The organism is Pseudorhodoferax aquiterrae, from assembly GCF_014652235.1.
GTDB classification, from domain to species: domain Bacteria; phylum Pseudomonadota; class Gammaproteobacteria; order Burkholderiales; family Burkholderiaceae_C; genus Pseudorhodoferax; species Pseudorhodoferax aquiterrae.
In genome coordinates this window covers 97,444-118,195 of record NZ_BMYK01000018.1, presented here as the reverse complement: position 1 = coordinate 118,195, position 20,752 = coordinate 97,444, and the positions used below count along the sequence as shown (strand labels likewise).

General features: G+C 72.1%; 19 protein-coding genes. 14 read left to right on the top strand and 5 right to left on the bottom strand.

The window, feature by feature from the left end; translation table 11 throughout:
• Window positions 1–73 precede the first annotated feature (73 nt).
• The 14 genes from IE209_RS22975 (at window position 74) to yghU (ending at window position 15,092) form a co-directional block, all read left to right on the top strand.
• Window positions 74–1,243, top strand: a complete 1,170-nt coding sequence (locus tag IE209_RS22975; protein WP_229883007.1) for an ABC transporter substrate-binding protein — start codon at window positions 74–76, stop codon at window positions 1,241–1,243.
• 196 nt (window positions 1,244–1,439) lie between these two features.
• Window positions 1,440–2,357: a branched-chain amino acid ABC transporter permease gene (locus IE209_RS22970; protein ID WP_189689238.1), complete on the top strand. Its 918-nt coding sequence runs from the start codon at window positions 1,440–1,442 to the stop codon at window positions 2,355–2,357.
• A 327-nt stretch (window positions 2,358–2,684) separates the two neighbouring features.
• On the top strand, window positions 2,685–3,647 hold the full coding sequence (locus tag IE209_RS22965; protein ID WP_189689237.1) for a branched-chain amino acid ABC transporter permease: 963 nt from the start codon (window positions 2,685–2,687) through the stop codon (window positions 3,645–3,647).
• Window positions 3,644–4,396 (top strand): ABC transporter ATP-binding protein, encoded by a 753-nt coding sequence (locus IE209_RS22960; RefSeq protein WP_189689236.1) that lies wholly within the window; start codon window positions 3,644–3,646, stop codon window positions 4,394–4,396. Before IE209_RS22965 ends, IE209_RS22960 begins: the two co-directional genes overlap by 4 nt.
• Window positions 4,393–5,103 (top strand): ABC transporter ATP-binding protein, encoded by a 711-nt coding sequence (locus IE209_RS22955; protein WP_189689235.1) that lies wholly within the window; start codon window positions 4,393–4,395, stop codon window positions 5,101–5,103. Before IE209_RS22960 ends, IE209_RS22955 begins: the two co-directional genes overlap by 4 nt.
• Before the next feature lie 93 nt (window positions 5,104–5,196).
• The gene (locus IE209_RS22950) at window positions 5,197–6,558 is read left to right on the top strand and encodes an aspartate aminotransferase family protein (RefSeq protein WP_189689234.1); all 1,362 of its coding nucleotides are present in this window, start codon (window positions 5,197–5,199) and stop codon (window positions 6,556–6,558) included.
• A 2-nt stretch (window positions 6,559–6,560) separates the two neighbouring features.
• Entirely contained in the window at window positions 6,561–7,223 is a 663-nt protein-coding gene (locus IE209_RS22945) for a GntR family transcriptional regulator (RefSeq protein WP_189689233.1), read from the top strand.
• Window positions 7,224–7,428: 205 nt separating this feature from the next.
• The gene (locus IE209_RS22940) at window positions 7,429–8,106 is read left to right on the top strand and encodes a class II aldolase/adducin family protein (protein WP_189689232.1); all 678 of its coding nucleotides are present in this window, start codon (window positions 7,429–7,431) and stop codon (window positions 8,104–8,106) included.
• Window positions 8,103–9,044, top strand: a complete 942-nt coding sequence (locus tag IE209_RS22935; protein WP_189689231.1) for a 3-hydroxyacyl-CoA dehydrogenase NAD-binding domain-containing protein — start codon at window positions 8,103–8,105, stop codon at window positions 9,042–9,044. Before IE209_RS22940 ends, IE209_RS22935 begins: the two co-directional genes overlap by 4 nt.
• A 68-nt stretch (window positions 9,045–9,112) precedes the next feature.
• Complete coding sequence (locus IE209_RS22930; RefSeq protein WP_189689230.1) at window positions 9,113–9,823, top strand: M12 family metallopeptidase; 711 nt, start codon at window positions 9,113–9,115, stop codon at window positions 9,821–9,823.
• A complete protein-coding gene (locus tag IE209_RS22925; protein WP_189689229.1) occupies window positions 9,792–10,286 on the top strand; it encodes a hypothetical protein in 495 nt (164 codons plus the stop codon). The genes IE209_RS22930 and IE209_RS22925 overlap by 32 nt, the downstream gene beginning before the upstream one ends.
• Before the next feature lie 8 nt (window positions 10,287–10,294).
• Complete coding sequence (locus IE209_RS22920) at window positions 10,295–12,364, top strand: caspase family protein (protein WP_189689228.1); 2,070 nt, start codon at window positions 10,295–10,297, stop codon at window positions 12,362–12,364.
• A gap of 157 nt (window positions 12,365–12,521) precedes the next feature.
• Window positions 12,522–14,207 (top strand): ankyrin repeat domain-containing protein, encoded by a 1,686-nt coding sequence (locus IE209_RS22915; protein ID WP_189689227.1) that lies wholly within the window; start codon window positions 12,522–12,524, stop codon window positions 14,205–14,207.
• A gap of 9 nt (window positions 14,208–14,216) precedes the next feature.
• Complete coding sequence (gene yghU, locus IE209_RS22910) at window positions 14,217–15,092, top strand: glutathione-dependent disulfide-bond oxidoreductase (protein ID WP_189689226.1); 876 nt, start codon at window positions 14,217–14,219, stop codon at window positions 15,090–15,092.
• On the opposite strand, the gene IE209_RS22905 is transcribed toward yghU, so the two are convergent.
• From IE209_RS22905 to IE209_RS22885, 5 genes are all read right to left on the bottom strand, one after another.
• Complete coding sequence (locus IE209_RS22905) at window positions 15,089–16,372, bottom strand: flavin-dependent oxidoreductase (protein WP_189689225.1); 1,284 nt, start codon at window positions 16,370–16,372, stop codon at window positions 15,089–15,091. The two genes, yghU and IE209_RS22905, sit on opposite strands and share 4 nt — an antisense overlap.
• A 67-nt stretch (window positions 16,373–16,439) precedes the next feature.
• Window positions 16,440–17,309, bottom strand: coding sequence for a VOC family protein (locus tag IE209_RS22900; RefSeq protein WP_189689224.1), 870 nt, complete (start codon window positions 17,307–17,309; stop codon window positions 16,440–16,442).
• Between the two features lie 127 nt (window positions 17,310–17,436).
• Complete coding sequence (locus IE209_RS22895) at window positions 17,437–18,351, bottom strand: LysR family transcriptional regulator (RefSeq protein WP_189689223.1); 915 nt, start codon at window positions 18,349–18,351, stop codon at window positions 17,437–17,439.
• Complete coding sequence (locus IE209_RS22890; protein ID WP_189689222.1) at window positions 18,348–20,294, bottom strand: response regulator; 1,947 nt, start codon at window positions 20,292–20,294, stop codon at window positions 18,348–18,350. Before IE209_RS22890 ends, IE209_RS22895 begins: the two co-directional genes overlap by 4 nt.
• Window positions 20,287–20,751, bottom strand: a complete 465-nt coding sequence (locus tag IE209_RS22885) for a response regulator (protein WP_189689221.1) — start codon at window positions 20,749–20,751, stop codon at window positions 20,287–20,289. The genes IE209_RS22890 and IE209_RS22885 overlap by 8 nt, the downstream gene beginning before the upstream one ends.
• Window position 20,752: the final 1 nt, after the last annotated feature.

Genomic DNA, 20,752 nt, shown 5'->3' with positions numbered 1-20,752 from the left:
GTGAACAATGCGGCCCGCCGATGGCGCGCTGGGCGCCCCAGTCCGTCGGCCAGACCAACGACAGGAGATCGACTTGAAACCAACGCTTCTCGCCGGCGCGCTCGCGGCCCTCGCCTTCGGCCTCGCGGCCCCTGCCCAGGCCCAGACCCCCGTCAAGATCGGCTTCATGGCCGAGCTGTCGGGCCCGCAGGCCGCGTTGGGCCAGGACATGCTGGACGCCTTCATGCTGGTCGTGGAGCAGAACGGCGGCAAGCTCGGCGACGTGCCCGTCAACGTGCTGCGCCGCGACAGCCAGCTCAAGCCCGAGGTCGCCAACCAGATCGCCGACGAGCTGATCGAGAAGGAGAAGGTGCCCATCGTCGCCGGCATCACCTTCTCCAACATCATGATGGCCGTGAGCAAGAAGCTGACCTCGGCCGGCGTCATCGTGGTGGGTGGCAATGCCGGCCCGGCGCCGCTGGCCGGCCCCCAGTGCGCGGCCAACCTGTTCGTGGTCTCCAAGCAGAACGACCAGTTCGCCGAGGCCATGGGCAAGTACGCGACCGACAAGGGCTACAAGCGCATCATCGCGATGACGCCCAACTACCAGGCCGGCAAGGACTACGTGGCCGGCTTCAAGCGCGTGTACAAGACGCCGCTGGCCGACGAGATCTACACCCCCTTGAGCCAGCTCGACTTCTCGGCCGAGCTCTCGCGCATCGCGGCCGACAAGCCCGATGCGGTCTACGCCTTCTACCCCGGTGGCCTGGGCGTGGCCTTCGTGCGCGCCTACCAGCAGGCAGGGCTGACCAGCAAGATCCCGCTGCTGACCGTGTCCACGGCCGACGGCACCACGCTGCCCGCGCTCAAGGACAGCGCGCTGGGCGTGATGTCGGCCTCGGCCTGGGGCCCGGACCTGCCGAACCCGGCCAACCAGAAGTTCGTGGCCGACTTCGAGGCCAAGTACAAGCGCACGCCCAGCGAGTACGCCGCCCAGTCGTACGACGCTGCGCTGCTCATCGACTCGGCCCTGCGCAAGACCCGAGGCGGCACCGACAAGGCCGTGCTGCAGACCGCGCTCAAGGCCGCGGACTTCAAGTCCGTGCGCGGCAACTTCAGCTTCGGCGCCAACAACTTCCCGGTGCAGGACTTCTACGTGTTCGAGGTGGCCAAGGACGCCAAGGGCAACGCCAACCTCAAGACGGTCAGCAAGCAGCTCACGGCGCACAAGGATGCCTACGTCGGCGACTGCCCAATGAAATGAAACCACCCCGTTTGGACTTCTCACTTCGTGTAGAAGTCCCATCCCCCTCAAGGGGCGCACCCGGCGGCCTGGCAAGCCAGTTCCGCGGCTGCGCTGGCATGGCCTGCTCCGCGGCCTCTCGACCAGCGGCTTGCGGGCCGGCTTCATGTCCTGCGGGCGGCGCGCCAGCGCAATGGACAACTGAGATGGGTCCGTCTTGATCTGGAGCCTGTTCTTCTCCCAGCTGCTGAACGGGGTGCAGCTCGGGATGCTGCTGTTCCTGCTGTCGGCCGGCCTCACGCTGGTGTTCGGCATCATGAACTTCATCAACCTCGCGCACGGCTCGTTCTACATGCTGGGCGCCTACTTCGCGGCGGCCGCGCTCGCGCGCACGGATTCCTTCCTGCTCGCTGGCCTGGCCGGCATCGGTGGCGCCATGTTGCTGGCCTTCGCGATCGAGCGGCTGGCGCTGCGCCGGCTCTACACGCGCGACCACCTGGACCAGGTGCTGGCCACGCTGGGCCTCATCATGTTCTTCAACGAGACGGTGCGCATGGTCTGGGGCGCGCAGCCCGTGTTCACGGCGCAGCCCGCGTGGCTCAATGGCTCGCTGCAGCTCGGCGACTTCAGCTACCCGGCCTACAGGCTCATGATCATCGTGGCCGGGCTGCTGGTGGCGGCCGGCATCCATCTGCTGATCCACCGCACGCGCGTGGGCATGCTGGTGCGCGCCAGCTCCACGCACCCCGACACCGTGGCCGCGCTGGGAGTCAACGCGCGGCTGCTCAACACGCTGCTATTCGCGGTCGGCGCGGGGCTGGCGGCGCTGGCCGGCTGGCTGGTCGGCCCCATCGTCTCGGTGCAGTCGGGCATGGGCGACAACGTGCTGATCCTCGCGCTCGTGGTCATCGTGATCGGTGGCATCGGCTCCATCCGCGGCGCCTTCTACGCGGCGCTGCTGGTCGGCCTGGTCGACACCATGGGCCGGGCCTACATGCCGCAGATCACGCGGCAGTTCTTCGAGCGCAGCGTGGCCGACGCGGCCGGTCCGGCGCTGGCCTCCATGCTGATCTATTTGTTCATGGCATTGATCCTGGCGGTCAAGCCGGCGGGGCTGTTTCCGGTGCGGCGATGAGATACCCGTTTTCGGTGGTGCGAGACCGCGCCGACGGTGTGCTCTCCTCCGCGAATGTCCCCCGCCCCGGGCCGCAGGCGGCCCGGGGCTCCTCCTTGATTTCGCTGCGGAGAACACACCATCGTCGCGGTCTGGACGCCTCACGCTTAATCGGCCGGCACGACGCGACGTGTCCTGGGACGAGGGTACCGGGTGGCCTCTGCAGCGAAATAAAGGAGGAGCCTGGGCCGCCTGCGGCCCTGGCGGGGGACATTCGCGGAAGAGGCCACCCGGTGGCCTCGGCCCACGCACCACGCCTGCGCCGGATCCTGTTGCAGGTACGACGAAATGTTCCCTGAATCTCTGTCGTGGCGTTCGCCACGCGCCTTACTGGCCTGCACCATCTTCCTGCTGATGCTGCTCGTGCCCTTGTTCGCACAGTGGGCCGGCTCCAGCTTCTATCTGGGCTTTGCCACACGCATCGTGGTGTTCGCCATCGCCGCCAGCGGGCTCAACCTGGTCTTGGGCTACGGCGGCATGGTCAGCCTGGGCCATGCGCTGTACGTGGGCCTGGGCGCCTACGTGGTGGGCATCGCCGCCTTCCACGGCCTCACGAACGGCTGGGCGCAGCTGGCCATCGCGCTCGCGCTGGCGGCCGGCGTGGCGGCGGTCACCGGCCTGGTGTCGCTGCGCACGCGCGGCATCGGCTTCATCATGATCACGCTGGCCTTCGGCCAGATGTTCTATTTCCTCGCCGTGAGCCTCAAGCAATACGGCGGCGACGATGGCCTGCCGCTGGACACCCGCAGCCAGCTCGCGCCGCTGCCCACGCTGGACGGCAAGGTGACGCTGTACTACCTCGCGCTGGCCGTGCTGTTCGCCGTGATGCTGCTGGTCTGGCGCGCCGTGCACAGCCGCTTCGGCATGGTGCTGCGCGGCTTCCATGCCAATGGACGGCGCATGCTCGCGGCCGGCCATCCGCGGCTGCGCTACCAGCTCACGGCCTATGTGCTGTCCGCCCTGGTCTGCACGCTGGCCGGGGTGCTGCAGGGCAACCTCACGGCCTTCGCCTCGCCCTCCTACCTGTCCTGGCAGGCCTCGGGCGAGCTGATCCTGATCGTGGTGCTGGGCGGCATGGGCACGGTCATGGGGCCGCTGGTCGGCGCCGTGGTGCTGCTGGTGCTCGAAGAGGCGCTGTCGGGCTGGACGCAGCACTGGATGGCGATCCTGGGGCCGCTGATCCTGCTGGTTGCGCTGGTGTCGCGCCGCGGCATCTGGGGCGTGGTCACGCAGTGGGAGAAGCGCGCATGAGCACGCCGCTGCTGCAGGTGCAAGGCCTGGTCAAGCGCTTCGGCGGCCTGACCGCCACCGACCGGCTGGAACTGTCCCTGGCCGCGGGCGAGACCCATGCGCTGATCGGCCCCAACGGCGCCGGCAAGACCACCGTGATGGGCCAGTTGACCGGCGAGCTGCTGCCCGACGCCGGCCGCGTGCTCTACGACGGCCAGGACATCACGCGCTGGCCGGTGCCGCAGCGCGCACTGGCCGGCATCGCGCGCAGCTACCAGATCACGCAGCTGCTGCACGGTTTCTCGGTGCTGGAGAACGTGATGCTCGTGGTGCAGGCGCGCAGCGGCCATTCCTTCGGCGCGTGGACGCCCGTACACCGCCAGCGCGCGCTGACCGCGCCGGCGCTGCAGGCCCTGGCCCAGGCCGGCCTGGCCGAGCGCGCGCACGACGACGTGATGGCCCTGGCCCATGGCGAGCACCGCCAGCTCGAGCTGGCCATGGCGCTGGCCATGCAGCCGCGCCTCTTGCTGCTCGACGAGCCGCTGGCCGGCATGAGCCAGGGCGAGTCGGCCCGCATGGTCGACCTGTTGCAAGGCCTCAAGGGCCGCTACACCATGCTGCTCGTGGAGCACGACATGCAGGCCGTGTTCAGCCTCGCCGACCGCGTGAGCGTGCTGGTCTACGGCCGCGCCATCGCCTGCGGCACGCCGGCCGAAGTGCAGGCCGATCCGGCGGTGCGCAGCGCCTACCTCGGAGACGACCACGGATGACCGCCCTGCTCCGCATCGAAGGCCTGCAGGCCGGCTACGGCGCCAGCCGCGTGTTGCACGGCATCGACCTCACGGTCGGCGACGGCCGCATCGTCACGCTGCTGGGCAAGAACGGCATGGGCAAGACCACCACGCTCAAGAGCGTGATGGGCCTCGTGCCCAAGCAGGCCGGCAGCGTGCAGTTCGCCGGGCGCGACACCACGCGCATGGCCGCCTTCGAGACCGCGCGCCTGGGGCTGGGCTGGGTGCCCGAAGGCCGCCAGGTCTTTCCCACGCTCACGGTGCAGGAGAACCTCCTCGCCACGGCCGCCAACCGGCATGGCGCGGCGCAGCCCTTCACCTTGCAGCGCGTCTACGACTTCTTTCCGCGCCTGGCCGAGCGCGCCGGCAACCTGGGCAACCAGCTCTCGGGCGGCGAGCAACAGATGCTGGCCATCGGCCGCGCCCTCATGACCAACCCCCGGCTGCTGATCCTGGACGAGGCCACCGAAGGCCTGGCGCCGCTGGTGCGCGCCGAGATCTGGCGTGTGCTGGGCGCGCTGCGCGCCACCGGCATGGCCATGCTGGTGGTGGACAAGAACCTCGGCGCGCTCATGGAGCTGGCGGACCAGCATGTGGTGCTGGAAAAAGGCCGCATCGTCTGGCAGGGCGACAGCGCTGCGCTGCAGGCCGACCGCGCCACCGTCCAGGGGCACCTGGGCATTTGACTCGCTTGATCACAATGGCGCATGTACCATTAGCGCTATAGGGCCAAATGCGTGCTTATGATCAAAAGTACCATCCACCCGTCCTGCATCCGCATGCCAAGCACCGCCATTTCCGCCAACCGCATCGCCAAACTGACGGCCCGCGAGCGCGCGCGCTTCGCCGCCGCGCGCCCGCGCAGCGCCGCGCTGTCCGCACGCAACGCCGAGCACCTGCTGTTCGGCGTGCCGCTGCACTGGATGAGCGACTGGGGCACGCCGTTCGCGCTGCACGTGGCCGAAGCCCGCGGCGCGCAGCTGACCGACGTGGACGGCCACCGTCTCGTGGACTTCTGCCTGGGCGACACCGGCGCCATGTTCGGCCATTCCCCGGCCCCCGTGGTCGCCGCCCTGCAGGCCCAGGCCGCCCGCGGCCTGACGACCATGCTGGCCAGCGAGGACGCCAGCGCCGTCGGCGAGCTGCTGGCCGCGCGCTTCGGGCTGCCGCGCTGGCAGTTCGCGATGACGGCCACCGACGCCAACCGCTTCCTGCTGCGCTGGCTGCGCGCGGTGACGCAGCGCCGCGTGCTGCTGGTGTTCAACGGCTGCTACCACGGCACCGTGGACGACGTGTTCGTCGACCTCGTGGCCGGCCAGCCCGTGCAGCGTCCCAGCCTGCTGGGCCAGGTGCACGATCTCACGCAGACCACGCGCGTGGTCGAGTTCAACGACCTCGCCGCGCTGGAGGCCGCGCTCGCGCCCGGCGACGTGGCCTGCGTGCTGGCCGAGCCGGTGATGACCAACATCGGCATGGTGCTGCCCGAGCCCGGCTTCTGGCCGGCCGCGGCCGAACTCATCCGCCGCCACGGCAGCCTGCTGGTGCTGGACGAGACCCACACCATCAGCAGCGGCCCGGGCGGCTATGCGCGCGCCGAAGGCCTGGCGCCCGACGCATTGGTGCTGGGCAAGCCCCTGGGCGGCGGCATGCCCTGCGCGGCCTATGGTTTCACGGCCGAACTGGCGGCGCGCTGCGAGGCGGCCAAGCGCGCCGCACCGCCCGGCCACTCGGGCATCGGCACCACGCTCACGGCCAACCTGCTGGCCATGGCCGCCATGCGCGCCACGCTGTCCACGCTGATGACCGAGGCGGTCTACCAACCCATGCTGGCCCTGGCCGGCCAGCTCGCCGACGGCCTGCGCGGCGCCATCGCACGGCATGGCCTGCCCTGGTGCGTAAGCCAGGTCGGCGCGCGTGCCGAGTTCCAGTTCTGCGCCCGGCCGCCGCGCAACGGCAGCGAGGCCGCCGCCGCCATGGACGACGCGCTCGAGCACCTGCTGCACCTGGCACTGCTCAACCGCGGCGTGCTGATCACGCCCTTCCACAACATGATGCTGGTCTGCCCCGAGACCACGGCGGCCGACGTCGAACGCCTGGTCCAGGCCTTCGACGCCGTGCTGGCCGAACTCACCTCCACCTGACGATGCCCCCTGAACCGGCCGCTTCAGCCACCCAGCAGGACACCATCTACGCGCAGCTGCGCCAATGGGTCACGGTCGGCCGCTTCCAGCCCGGCGAGCGGCTCAAGATCCGCGAGTTGGCCGAGCGGCTGGGCTGCGGCCTGATGCCAGTGCGCGCGGCGCTGCAGCGGCTGGCGGCCGAAGGCGCGCTGCGCAACGTGCCCAATGCCGGCGTGGTCGTGCCCAAGCTCTCGCCGGCCGAATTCGACGACCTCGTGCAGATGCGCATGCTGCTCGAAGGCGAGGCCGCGGAACGCGGCGCGCTGCGCATCGACGAGCCCGGCCGCGCCGCGCTCGTGGCGCTGGGCGTGCGCATGCGCGAGGCGCTGGCCCAGGGCGATGGCGCCGGCTACCTGGCCGCCAACGAGGACTTCCAGGTGCGGTTGTACCGCGCAGCCGGCTCGCCGCTGCTGTTCGACCTCATCGAGACGCTGTGGCTCAAGGCCGGGCCGGTGTCCAACCGGCTGTTCGAGGTGCCCGAGGCCGCCGTGGCGCTGAAGGACGCGCACGAGGCCACGCTTGCCGCACTGGCGCGCCACGACCCAGTCGGCGTGCGCCTGGCCGTGGAGCGCGACCTGTTCATCGCCAGCCAGTTCATCCGCCGGCGCCTGCGCGCCATCCGCTAGACATGAGCCCACCCCGTTTGTCCGGCGCACTGCGTGTAGCCATCCAATACCCCTCGAGGGGCGCACCCGGCGGCCTGGCAGAACCAGTTCCGCAGGTGCGCTGGCATGGCCTGCTCCGCGGCCTTCGGAACCTCTGCACGCGAGCCCGGTTCTGACCCTGCAAGAACACATGTCGCACTGGACGACTCTTCCGAAGGAAAACACCATGGAACCCGACGCCCTCGAGTCCGCCCAACTGCTGGTGCGCCGCGCCGGCCGCGCGCTGGCCCGGCACGGCCTGCTGCACGCCTACGGCCACTGCAGCATGCGGCTCGACGCCGACCACTTCCTGGTCTGCGCCAGCCAGCCGCCCGGCACCATCGGCTTCGGCGTGCCGGGCACGGTCGTGCCGCTGGCCGGCGACTTCCCCGCCGACCTGTTGGGCGAGGTGCGCATCCACCGCGAAATCTACCGGCGCCGCCCCGACATCGGCGGCGTGGTGCGCGCCATGCCGCCCAAGGCCATGTCGCTGTCCACGCTGCGGCGCACGCCGCGCGTGCTGCACGGCATGGGCAGCTACTTCCATCCCGGCACGCCGCTTTGGGACGACGTGCAGCTGCTGCGTTCGGACGCCCAGGCCGAGGCCCTGGTGGCGCAGATGGGCGCGGCACCCGCCATCGTCATGCGCGGCAACGGCGTGGTCGTGGCCGGCCCCAGCCTGCCCGACGCCGTGGTGCTGACCTGGTACCTGGAAGACGCTGCCCGCATCGAACTGGACTGCGCCGCCGCGGGCGGCCAGCCCGCCGAACTCACGGCCGACGAAGCGACGCGACGCGCCACCCGCGCGGGCCGCATCTTCGAACGCATGTGGGACCACCTTTCGCACGGAGATCCCGAAGTTTGACCACCACCGACCCAAGCCCCATCGCCGTGCTCGGCGCGGGCGTCATCGGCGCCGCCTGGGCGGCCTTCTTCGCGCTGGCTGGCCGCGACGTGCGCGTGGCCGACCCCGCGCCCGACGCACAGCAGCGCCTGGACGACATGCTCGCGCGCGCCCGCCCCGCCATGCAGGCGCTGGGCCTGCTGCACGCGCAGCCCACGCTGCCGCGCCTGTGCGCCCGCATCGAAGAGGCCGTCGAGGGCGTGGGCGCCATCCAGGAAGCCCTGCCGGAGCAGCTCGAGCTCAAGCGCGCCGCCTACCGCGCCGTGGAGGCCGCCGCGCCGTTGGACGCGCTGCTGATGTCCAGCTCCTCCGGCCTCATGCCCACGCTGCTGCAGCAAGGCCTGGCGCACCCGGAGCGCCTCTTGATCGCCCACCCCTGCAACCCGGCCTACCTGATGCCGCTCGTGGAGCTGGTCGGCGGCCGGGCCACCAGCGCCGAGGCCATGGACCGGGCCGAGGCCTTCTACCGCGCGCTGGGCAAGCAGACCGTGCGCCTGCAGCGCGAGGCCACGGGCCACCTCGTGAACCGGCTGCAGGCCGCGCTGTGGCGCGAGGCCGTGCACCTGGTCGCCGGCGGCTACGCCACGGTGGCCGACGTGGACCGCGCCGTGACCGAGGGCCTGGGCGCGCGCTGGACGGTCTGCGGCCCGCACGCGGTCTTCCACCTCTCGGGCGGCCCGCGCGGCATGGAAGCCTTCCTGGAACGCCTGGGCCCGGCCGTGGAAAGCTGGTGGGCCGACCTCGGCCAGCCGACGCTGGACGCAGACACACGCGCCAGGCTCATCGCGCAGATGCAGGACGCCGCCGCCGGCCGCAGCACCGAGGCCATGGCGCAGCAGCGCGATGCCCACATGCTGCGCGTGATGCGGCTGCGGCAAGGCGATCCTCCACCGGTCTGAGGATTGCGTTCGCCGGTGGGCGCCGCACAATCCACAGCACGGCCGCTTGGCCGTGCAAGGAGCCCACGATGAGCGAAGAACGCAAGCAATGGATCTGCACGGCCGTCGACATCGATGGCGGCCAGCGCGTGGCGGGCAACCCCATGCAGCTCACGCCCATGGGCGTGGCGGCCAGGAACAAGCTCTGGCCACGCGACAAGGTGCTGAAGGTGCGCTTCCTGCAGGGCGGCGCCGCGCTGCACGAACGCACGCTGAAGACCGCGCAGGCCTGGATGCTGGACGGCGTCCACCTCAAGCTGGAGCCGGCCCGGCCCAACGAGGCGGGCGACATCCGCATCAGCTTCGACCCTGCCGCCGGCTCCTGGTCCTACGTGGGCACGGACGCGCAGGGCATCCGCAGTTCGCAGGCCACGATGAACCTGGGCTGGGCCGCGCTGGACACGCCCGAGCAGGACTTCTCCAGCGTGGTGATCCACGAATTCGGCCACGCCCTGGGCCTGCTGCACGAACACAACCACCCCGGCGCGCGGGTGGAATGGGACAAGGCCGCGGTCAAGGCCGACCTGGGCGGCGCGCCCAACTTCTGGGACGACGCGACCATCGCGCACAACGTGTTCGCCAAGTTCGACGCGTCCACCACCATCACGACCGACTTCGACAGCGCCTCGGTCATGATCTACACGATCCCGGCCCACTGGACCACCAACGGCAAGAGCTTCATGCCCTCGTGGAAGCTGTCGGCCGGCGATGCCGCCACCATCCGCAAGCTCTACGCCTGAGCTGCTGGCCTTCGAGGGCCTGCGCATGCGCGTGCACCGCATCGGGCTGGCCCACTGGCGGCCCGGCGCGCGGCTGCGCAGCTGGGGCGTGGCGCCGCTGCACCGCAACGGCGAGCAGCTGCTGGTGCCTTGCGGTGCGCGCGAGGCCTTGTGGCTGGGCTTCTGGCAGGACGAAGAGGACGGGCCCGGCGCCACGGTGGAACTGCACGACCGCGCCCACGGACGCGCCGCGCGCATCGTGCTGCCGCCCGACTTCCAGCTCACCGCGCTGGGCGGTGCCGAGGGCGCGGCGTATCCGATCGCCCCGCCTGCTGCGCACTACGAACTCGCGCTCATGGCCAACGGCGCGCGCTGCCTGCTCACGCTGCAGCTGCAGCCCCCGCGCGAATGGGCCCAGGCCGCCGGCCGTGCCGCCCCCGCCGCGCTGACCGGCCCACCCCCGCCCCCGCCCCGCTACGGCTAGGAGACGCCATGGCCCTGGAACCCGTCGCCAACACGCCCGGCCTGTGGCGTGACCCGCAATGGCAGGCCGGCATGCCGGGCCTGTACGCGCTGCTGGCCGGCGTCAGCGCCTACCCGCACCTGGAAGGTGGCAGCGCCCCCGCGCCCGACGCCTTCGGCCTGGGCCAGCTGGGCGCCTCGGCCAACACCGCAGCCAGCCTGTTCGACTGGCTGCGCGCCGACTTCCGGCACGAAGGCCTGCCGCTGGTCTGGTGCCAGCTGCTGCTGTCGCCCACGGCCGAGGAGAAGGCGGGCCTGGACGCACGCGGCCTCGTGCACTACGCACCGGCCGACCATGCCACGTTGGTCAAGGCCATCCAGCGCTGGACCGGCCAGGTGCCCAGCGCACCGGCCGCGGCGCGCCAGAGCCGCACCCTGTTCTTCTTCAGCGGTCACGGCGTGCAATCGAACTGGCGCGCGCTACTGCTGCCCAGCGACTACCTGGACCCGGACCCCGGCGCGCCGCAGCTGCAGAACTGCATCAGCACGCGCGAGCTGCAGGACTGGATGGAGCAAAGCCCCGTGGCCGAGCACCTCGCGCTGATCGATGCCTGCCGCAACGAGTTCTCGCCGCTGGCGTCGCGCGGGGCCACGGCCAACACCTGCTTTCCGCTGCTGCAGGCGGGCACCCAGGTGCCGCGCACGGCCGCCTCGCTGGCCGCCACCTCGCCCGGCACGCAGGCCTACCAGGTGCCCGGGCAGCCGCACACGCTGTTCGGCCAGGCCGTGCTCAACGCCGTGCGTGGTGCCGGCGGCGGCGATGCGCAGCTGGAGTTCCGCGAGCTCGTGACGGCCGTGCGCAACGACGTCAACGCGCTGCTCAGGGCGGCCAGCCAGGGACAGCTGGAGCAGGCCGTGCGGCCGCGTGTGGAAGGCGACGATGCGCTGGTCGTGACCGAGCTGCTGGCCGGCCCCGTGCCGCCGCCGCCCGTGCCCGTGCCGGGCGGCCTGCCGCGCGTGGGCGCGGCACGCCCGCGCCCCGACGCGCTCGCCGAGGCGCTGCGCGCGAGCGCCGAACGCTTCGACCCCGCGCTCGCCGTGCACGACGCGATCGCCTTCGAATTGCTGGTGCAGGACTTCGGCGAGATCCACCGCCGCATGGGCCACGAGTACGCCTCGCACCTGTGGCGCGAAGGCGTGCGCGCCTTCGGCCTGGACGATGGGCAGCCGCTCGGCGGAGGCCTGGTGCTGCAGGCGGTCGAGCGCGACGACCCGAGCAGCCAGGTGCAGGTCGACCTGGAACTGCCCGCCCGTGCGGGCGGCGTGCTGCTGGTGTTCGAGGGCGCGCAGTACGTGCAGCGCGAGCGGCTCGCCGTGGCCTTGCCGACCGATGCGAACGGCCCGGTGCCGATCCGCCTGTCGCTGCAGTTCGGCCCGGCCTTGCCCGGCGAGCCGCCACGCCTGCTCAAGCTGCAGGCGCGCCTGGGGCCGTCCGCGCACAACCCGCACTACCAGTACGTCTGGCAACTGCTGCGCGAGGCCGAACTCGGCAGCCCGCGCAAGGCCGCCGAACGCATCGACCCCGAGCGCCTGCGCGCCGCCGCACAGGACGCGCCCAACGGCCAGGTCGCGCTCACGGCCGGCCTGCTGCTGCAGGCCAGCACCGGCCACGCCGACCAGCTGCAGGCCTTCCCGCGCAGCCTGCTGCAGCGTGTGCCCGCGCTGCCCGATGCGGCCGTGCTCTGGGCTGCCGCGCTGCGCCATGCGCTGGCCGCGGGCAAGAAGAAGCCCTTCGGCGAATCCGCGCCGCAGGCCGCGTGCGTGGCCGCGCTGGCCAGCCTGCAGCAGCGCGGCCTGCCCTACTTCGCCGACAGCCTGGAGCTGGCCGAACGCCTGCTGCGCCAGGCGCTGCGCGGGCCGTTGAAGAACGGCCAGGATGCGCCGCTGCGCGCCGTGCAGCAGGCCATCGCGCAGCTGTACGAGGTGGCCCAGCCCGACGGGCAGTTCCCCGTGCTGGCCGGCCTCCCGCGGCCCGCCGCGCTGCCGGGCCAGGGAGCGCTCACGGTCCCCGAGATGCGCGCCCTGCTGGGCCGCCGGTGAGCTACCATGCCGGCCGCGGAGCAAGCCGCGCCCGGACCCGCGGGAAGGGTTGAACCCACTTGCCCCACGCACGCGCCTGCGCGTGCGCCTGCGGTCTTTCCCCACCTTTGTGCGGCCGATGCTGCGGGCCCCCGGCTCACCACGCACGGAGGTTTCCTTGAAGCGCATCCCCCCGCGGCCCGATGCCGCCCACCTGAAGAAGCAGGCCAAGCAGCTGCTGGCCGCCCTGCGCGCCGGCGAGGCCGAGGCCTTCGCCCGCATGCGCAGCACCCTGCCTGCAGCCCACGGCGCCAGCGATGCCGCCATCGCGGCCATGGAACCGCGCCTGCACGACGCGCAGTCCTGCATCGCGCGCGAGCACGGCTTCGTCTCCTGGTCCGAACTCATGGGCTTCGTGGCCGCACGCCTGGCCCATGCCGAGGCCATCGCCGACCCGGCCCGCGCGCGCCTGCGCTGGCTGCAGCTGGCCTACGCCGGCGACGTGGCGGGCGGCACCGGCCGCGCCCAGCCGCGCGTGGCCGCGCGCCTGCTGGCCGAGCAGCCCGCACTGGCGGGTGACGACCTGTCCATGGCCTGCGCCACAGGCGACGCAGCGCAGCTGCGTGCCGCCCTCGCACGCGACCCGGCCTGGCTGCACCGGCCCGGCGGCGCGCTGCAACTGCCGCCGCTGTTCGCCGTGGCCCATTCCAGCCTGTGGCAGTTGCCCGCCTACCGGCCCGGCCTGCTGGGCTGCGCGCAACTGCTGCTGGACGCCGGGGCCGATGCGAACCAGTCCGTGGGCAACCGCTGGCCGCCGGCCTCGCTGCAGGCGCCGTCGACCACCGAACGGCTTTCCGCGCTGTACGGCGCCGCCGGCCAGAACCGCGACCCGGAACTCACGCGCCTGCTGCTGGCCGCGGGCGCCGATCCGAACGACGGCGAATCGCTCTACCACGCGCTCGAGAGCGTGGAATGCACCGGGCTGCTGCTGCGGGCCGGGGCGCGCGTGACGGGCAGCAACGCGCTGTACCGCGTGCTCGACCTCGACGCCCTGCCCCAGCTGCGCCTGCTGCTGGCGCATGGCGCCGACCCCAACGAGCCCGCACCCGGCGAGCCGACGGCCACCTGGGGCCGGCCACTGCTCTGGGCGATCCGCCGGCGCCGCTCGGCCGCCCATGTGCAGGCGCTGCTGCAGGCGGGCGCCGACCCGCAGGTGCGCATGCCGGACGGCACGGATGCGGCCACGCTCGCGCTGCGCTACGGCCTGCCCGAGGTCGCGGCGCTGCTCATCGCCGCCGGCCTGCCCGCACCGGCTGCGCCGCTGGAGCGCTTCCTGGCGGCCTGCGCGCGTGGCGACGAGGCCGCGGCACGGCAGCTGCAGCAGCCCGGCTGGCCCGCGGAACTGCCCGCCGGACAGCTGCGCCTGCTGCCTGAACTCGCGGCCCAGGGCCTGCGGCCAGCCGTGCAGTGCATGCTGCGCCTGGGCTGGCCTGTCGCCGTGCGCGGCGGCGACTGGGACGCCTCGGCGCTGAACCAGGCCGTGTTCCGCGGCGACGCGGCCATGGCGCGCCTGCTGCTCGACCATGGCGCGCAATGGACCGAGCGCCACGGCTACGGCGACAACTGCTGCGGCACGCTGCAGTGGGCCTCGTGCAACCAGCCCGAGGACGGCGCGGGCGACTGGCTGGGCTGCGCCCAGGCCCTGGTCGCGCACGGCATGCCCGGCGCGCAGCCCGATCCCCAGGACCCGGACGGCGTGCTGTTCCAAGGCCGGCGCGCGCGCTTTTCCGACGAGGTCACGCAATACCTGCTGGAGGCCGGGGCCGCGCAGACCGGCCCTGCGCCACCAGGCCGATCTCGCTAGACTGGCCCGATGCCCAACGACGACACCACCTACACTCCGCCCGCCGTCTGGACCTGGAACAAGGCCAGCGGCGGCCGCTTCGCCAACATCAACCGTCCCGTGGCCGGCCCCACGCACGACAAAGAACTGCCGGTCGGCAGGCATCCGCTGCAGCTGTACTCGCTGGGCACGCCGAACGGCGTCAAGGTCACGGTGATGCTGGAGGAGCTGCTGGCGCTGGGCCACGCGGGGGCCGAGTACGACGCCTGGCTCATCAACATCGGCGAGGGCGACCAGTTCGGCAGCGGCTTCGTGGCCGTCAACCCCAACTCCAAGATCCCGGCGCTGGTGGACCGCAGTGGCACGGAGCCCGTGCGCGTGTTCGAGTCCGGCGCCATCCTGTTGTACCTGGCGGAGAAGTTCGGCGCCTTCGTGCCCAGCGGCGGCGCGGCGCGCGCCGAATGCCTGTCCTGGCTGTTCTGGCAGATGGGCAGCGCGCCCTTCCTGGGCGGCGGCTTCGGCCACTTTTACGCCTACGCGCCGAGCAAGATCGAGTACGCGATCGACCGCTACGCGATGGAGGTCAAGCGCCAGCTCGACGTGCTGAACCGGCGCCTGGCCGAAAGCCGCTTCGTGGCCGGCGACGACTACACCATCGCCGACATGGCGATCTGGCCCTGGTACGGTGCGCTGGCCAAGGGCCAGCTCTACGGCGAGTCCGGCACCTTCCTGCAGGTGCAGGAGTACACCCACGTGCAGCGCTGGACCGAGGAGATCGCGCAGCGCCCGGCCGCGCGCCGCGGCCGCATGGTCAACCGCGTGCAGGGCAAGCCCGAGAGCCAGCTGCGCGAGCGCCACGACGCGAGCGACTTCGACACGAAGACGCTCGACAAGCTCGGCGCTTAGACGCGCACCGTCGGCGGCGCCGCGTTGAGCGTCTCGATCGCAAAGCCTGCGGCCGCCTTGTAGCGCGCCATGAAGGCTTCGCGCTCGGCCTTGGGAACGACCTGGTCGATGTCGTCGAAGACGCCGCCGCAGCGCTCGTCCACCAGGCCCAGCAGACCGAACGGGCCGGCGCCGCGGTTGCGCAGCACCAGGGCCGAGATGTCGGCGCAGAGCCTGTCGTCGTAGGCGCGCAGCGCGGCCGGGCCGACGCCCTGCGCCTGCAGCGCTGCACCCTGCACGCGCGCGTCCACGATGGCCTGGCTGGCGCCGTTGGAGCCCACCGGGTACATCACGTGCGCGGCATCGCCCAGCAAGGCCACCCGGCCATCGACCCAGGTCGGCACCGGGTCGCGGTCGATCATGGGGTACTCGTACACCTGGCTGGCGCCGCGCAGCAGGGCCGGCACGTCGATCCAGCCGTAGTCCCAGCCTGCGAAGTGGTGGATGAATTCGTCGATCGCCACACGCCGGTTCCAGTCGCCCTGGGTCCAGCCCTGGGAGTTGTCGACCGTGATCTCGGCGATCCAGTTGATGGTGGCCAGGCCCGTGGCCGGGTCGGGCTGGGAGATCGGGTAGCAGACCACACGGTGCTTGAGGCTGCCCAGGCCGACGAAGGACGCGCCCGTGCGGATCGGCACGCCCGGGGTGGTGCCGCGCCACATGATGGCGCCGCCCCAGTGGATCGGCGGCTGCTGCGGGTGCATCTGTGCGCGCACGGCCGAGTGCAGGCCGTCGGCGGCGACCAGCAGGGCGCCCTGCGCTTCGCGCCGCTGGCCGTCGCGCGTCTCGATCTGCGCCGTGACGCCCTCCTCGCCATTGCGGTAGCCCGTCACGCGCTGGCCCAGTTGCACGGCACCGGGGCCCAGGCGCTCCAGCACCGTGCGGTACAGCAGCATCTGCAGCTCCCCGCGGTGCACCGAGTACTGCGGCCAGCGGTAGCCGGCTGCCAGGCCGCGCGGCTCGGCATAGATTTCGCGTCCGTTGCGGCCGACCAGTGCCCATTCGCGCGCCTGGATGCCGATGCGGTCGAGCACGCGGTCGTCCAGCCCCAGGTCGTACAGCTCGCGCACGGCGTTGGGCTGCAGGTTGATGCCCACGCCCAGCGGTTGCAGCTCCGGCACGGCCTCGTAGACCACGCAGGGCACGCCGATCTGGTGCAGCGTGAGCGCCATGGCCATGCCGCCGATGCCGCCGCCGGCGATCAGGACGGGGGCCGCGGAAGGTGTCTTGGTCTCCAACATGGGGCCGGATTGTGCGGCAAGGCCAGGGCGGCCCGGCGGCCGCCCGGTCGCGCGGCGCGGCCCGCGGTCAGTTGCGGAATTCGGCGATGTCCGGCCGCGCGCCCCACATGCAGAACGAGGCCGGCTCGAACGGGAACTGGCGCGGCTGTTCGTCGGGATCGGTCACCAGGCGCACGCCGCTGGAGTATTCGTAGACCATGCCGTCCGGGCCTTCGAAGTACAGGAACATGGCGCCCGAGGTCGGGTGCCGGCCCGGGCCGAACACGGTGCGCACACCGCGTTCGCGCAGGAAGTACCAGGACTGCATGATGTCGTCGATGGACGCGACCTGGTGGTTGACGTGCTGCACGCCGGCGAAGCTGGACGGGAACAGCGCGATCTTGTGGTGCACGGCGTCGATGCGCAGCAGCGGCGCCTGGCCGATGCGGTCGCTGACCTTGGCCGACAGCACCTGCGTCCAGAAGGCTTCGTCGCGCACGGGGTCGGTGCTGCGCAGGCCCACGTGCGAGAAGCCGGTGTTGGCCACGGGCCGCGTGGGCGTGAAAGGGCGGCCGGCCTGCGGCGTGGGCGCAAGCAGGTCGATGCGGTTGCCGCTCGGGTCGCGGAACGAGACGAAGGCGTCGACGCGGCGCTGCGCGCACTCCTCGGCGCTGCCGCGGTGCACCGGATGGCCCAGGCGCTCCAGCTCGGCCGCGGCGTCGTCCAGCGCCACGCCCGCGCGCAGGTCGAAGCCCACTGTGTGGTCGCGCGGGTCGCCGTCGAAGTAGACCAGCGTGTGGTCGCGCGCATCGCTGCGCAGGTAGACGGACTGCCCGTTCTTGGGGTTGCCGCTGCGGCCCCCCTCGGCCAGGCCGAGGATGTCGTGCGCATAGCGCGCCGCGCCTTCCAGGTCGCGCGTGCCCAGGCGCACGTAGCGGATGTCGTGCAGATCGATCATGGCTTGTCTCGCTCGGCGCTCTGGCGGCGCCCTCGTGGTGGTCCGCCGAGTCTAGGCCGCCCGTCGCGCCGCACAAGCCGGTGCCGTCAATGCGCGGTATTGAAGCGCTGAATGCCGCGCATGCCGGTCAGGCCTGGAACAGCGTGGCGACCTGCGTGCGCAGCCACTGGTGCGCCGGATCCTGGTGGCTGCGCAGGTGCCAGTGCTGGCGGATCTCGATGGGCGGCACGGCCAGCGGCAGCGGCAACACGCGCAGGCCCGGCTGGTCGGCGAAGCTCAGCGCCAGCCGCGACGGCACGGTGGCGATGAGGTCGGTCTGCGCCACCACGACCGACAGGCCCATGGAATGCGCCACCTGCAGGCCCACCCGCCGGCGCACGCCGGCCCGGGCGAAGGCGCGGTCCAGCCTTTCGTCCAGCAGCTCGTGGCTGGCCGCGGCCGGCCGGTAGGAGATGTGGGCCGCCTGCAGGTAGGCGGCGCGCGTGAGCCGCGTGGCGATGCCGGGATGCCCGGCCCGCGCCAGCACCACATAGTGTTCGGCGAACAGGCGCTGGGCGAAGAAGCTGTCGCCGAAGGCGGCGAAGTAGCCGATGGCCAGGTCGATCTCGCCGGCCGCCAGCGCGGCCTGGGCACGCGCAGGCGGCATGTCCACCGTGGCCAGCTGCACGCCCGGCGCCGTGCTAGCGAGGTGCTGCACCAGCCGCGGCAGAAACACACGCTGCGCGATCTCGGTCATGCAGATGCGAAAGCCCTGCACGGCCGTGGCCGGCACGAAGGCGCGGCGCTGCGCCAGCGCCTGCTCCAGCTGGCGCAGCGCCAGCTGCACCGGCTCGGCCAGGCCCTCGGCCAGCGGCGTGGGCTGCATGCGGCCCTGCAGCCGCACGAACAGGGGGTCGTCGAAGTGCTGGCGCAGCCGGTTCAGGGCATTGCTCATCGAGCCCTGGGTCAGGCCGATCTCGGCGCCAGCCGCCGTCACGCTGCGGCAGCGCCAGATCGCATCGAACACGCGCAGCAGGTTCAGGTCCGGCAGCGCCGGTTTCATGGCACGGGTCGGGCCAGCAGCTTTTGCAGCACCGCGTGCACCTGCGGCGGGTCGACCGGTTTGACCAGGTGGCCGGCGAAACCGGCCGCGGCGGTGCTGCGCAGGTCGCTCTCGGCGCCGAAGCCGCTCAGCGCCAGCACCGGCAGGCGCGTGCCGAGCGCACGCCCAATGTCCACGCCGCTGCCATCCGGCAGGCCCAGGTCGGTCAGCACGATGTCGAAGGCCTGGGCTTCGGCCAGTTGCAGCGCCGCGGCCACGCTGGCCGCATGCGCGACCTCGTAACCGTACTCTTCCAGGCACATGCGCAGCGCCATCGCCGCACCGGGATGGTCTTCCACCATCAGCACGCGCGCGTGCCGGGTCGGCACCGGCTCGGCCGCGGGCTGCTGCGGCGGCGGTGGCGGCACGGCGCCTTCGCGCAGCGGCAGGCGCAGCGTGAAGCGCGCGCCCTGGCCTACGCCGGCGCTCTCGGCCAGCAGCACGCCGCCATGGGCCAGCGCCAGATGGCGCGCGATGGCCAGGCCCAGGCCCAGGCCGCCGCGCTCGCGTGCGGTGTCGCGGTCGGCCTGCTCGAAGGCCGTGAAGATGCGCTCCAGCGCGTCGGGCGCGATGCCGATGCCCTGGTCGCAGCAGGAAAACACGAACTCGCCGGCCTCCAGCGCCGTGTGCAGGTGCACCGCGCCGCCGGGTTCGCTGAACTTGATGGCGTTGCGCACCAGGTTGGCCACGACCTGCTGCATGCGCACGGGGTCGGCGTACACCCAGGCAGCGCCGTCCGCCAATGCCAGGTCCACGCGCATGCCGCGCTCTTCGAGCGCCTCGGCCAGCATGGCCAGCGCCTCGCGCAGCACCAGGTGCATGTCGACCACCTCGGGCTTGATCCCGAGCTTGCCGCTGGTGATGGCCGAGATGTCCAGCAGGTCGTCGATGAGCCGCGTCTCCACGGCCACGTTGCGGCGCACCAGCGGCACCAGGTCCTGGTGCGTCGCCGGCACGCTGGCGTGGCGCTCGAGCAGGTGCACGGCGGCCGAGACGGCCGACAGCGGCGCGCGCAGCTCGTGCGACAGCATGGCGATGAAACGGTCCTTGGCCTGGCTGGCGCGCTCGGCCTCCCGCCGCGCGGCCTCGGCCTGCTCCTTCGCTTCGCGCAGCGCCTGCGCGGCGAGGTGCTCGGCCGTGGTGTCGCGCGCGATGCTGCACCAGCCGACCACGGCGCCGCCCTCGCCGTGCAGCGGCATCAGCACGCCCTCGGCCCACAGGCGCGAGCCGTCGCGCCGGCGCATCCAGCGCTGGGTGGCAGCGCGCTGCGCGGTGGCAGCCAGGCGCAGGTCGCGCCGCCAGGCTTCGCGCGCGTCCTCGCCCTCGGGCAGCAGCAGCGTGGCGTTCTGCCCCACGGCCTCGCTGCGCTCGAAGCCGAAGATGGCCTGGGCGCCGCGGTTCCAGCTCGTGATGCGTTGCTCGGCGTCGAGCAGCAGCACGGCGTAGTCGCGCAGCGACTCCACGATGCGGGCATACAGGCTGTCGGCCTCGCGCAGGCGCGCTTCGGCGGCATCGCGCGCGGCGCGCTCGCGCACCTCGCGCAAGGCACGCTCGAGCACCAGCGGCAGCCGCTCCAACCGGCCCTTGCTCACGTAGTCGGTGGCGCCGCGCTTGAGCAGCTCGACCGCGTTGTCCTCGCCGATCACGCCCGAGACGAAGATGACGGGCAGCTGCGGCGCCCTGGCCCGTGTGATCGCCAGGGCCTGGTCGCCGCCGAAGCCGGGCAGCTGGAAATCGGAGAGCACGGCGTCGAAGCGCTGCGTGGCCAGCGCCTGGACGAAACCCGCCTCGTCGCGTACCAGCGTGCAGCGCGCTCCGGGATGGCTGGCCTGCACGCACTCCTGCACGAGTTCCGCATCGAAGGCGGAATCCTCCAGCAGCAGCAGCGCGAGTGGTTCACTCATGCTCGTAGCGCCGGCTGGCCTTGAGCGAACCGGGCGGCGGCTCGTTCAGCACGGCCCAGAAAATGCCCAGGTCGGCGATGGCGGCCACGAACTGCTTGAACTCCACCGGCTTGACCACGTAGGCGTTGACGCCCAGCTCGTAGCTGCGGATCACGTCGGTCTCCTGCTGCGAGGAGGTCAGCATGACCACCGGGATGCTGCGCAGACCCGGGTCGGCGCGCACGGCCTGCAGCACCTCCAGGCCGTTGACCTTGGGCAGCTTCAGATCCAGCAGGATCACGGCCGGGTTGCCCTCGCTGCGGTCGGCATGGGCGTCCTCGCGGCGCAGGTAGGACAGCGCCTGGGCACCGTCACGCAGCACCACGACGTCGTTGGCCAGTTGGCTGCGCTCCAGCGCCAGCAAAGTGAGTTCGAGGTCTCGGGTATCGTCCTCGACGAGCAGGATGGGCTTGAGCATG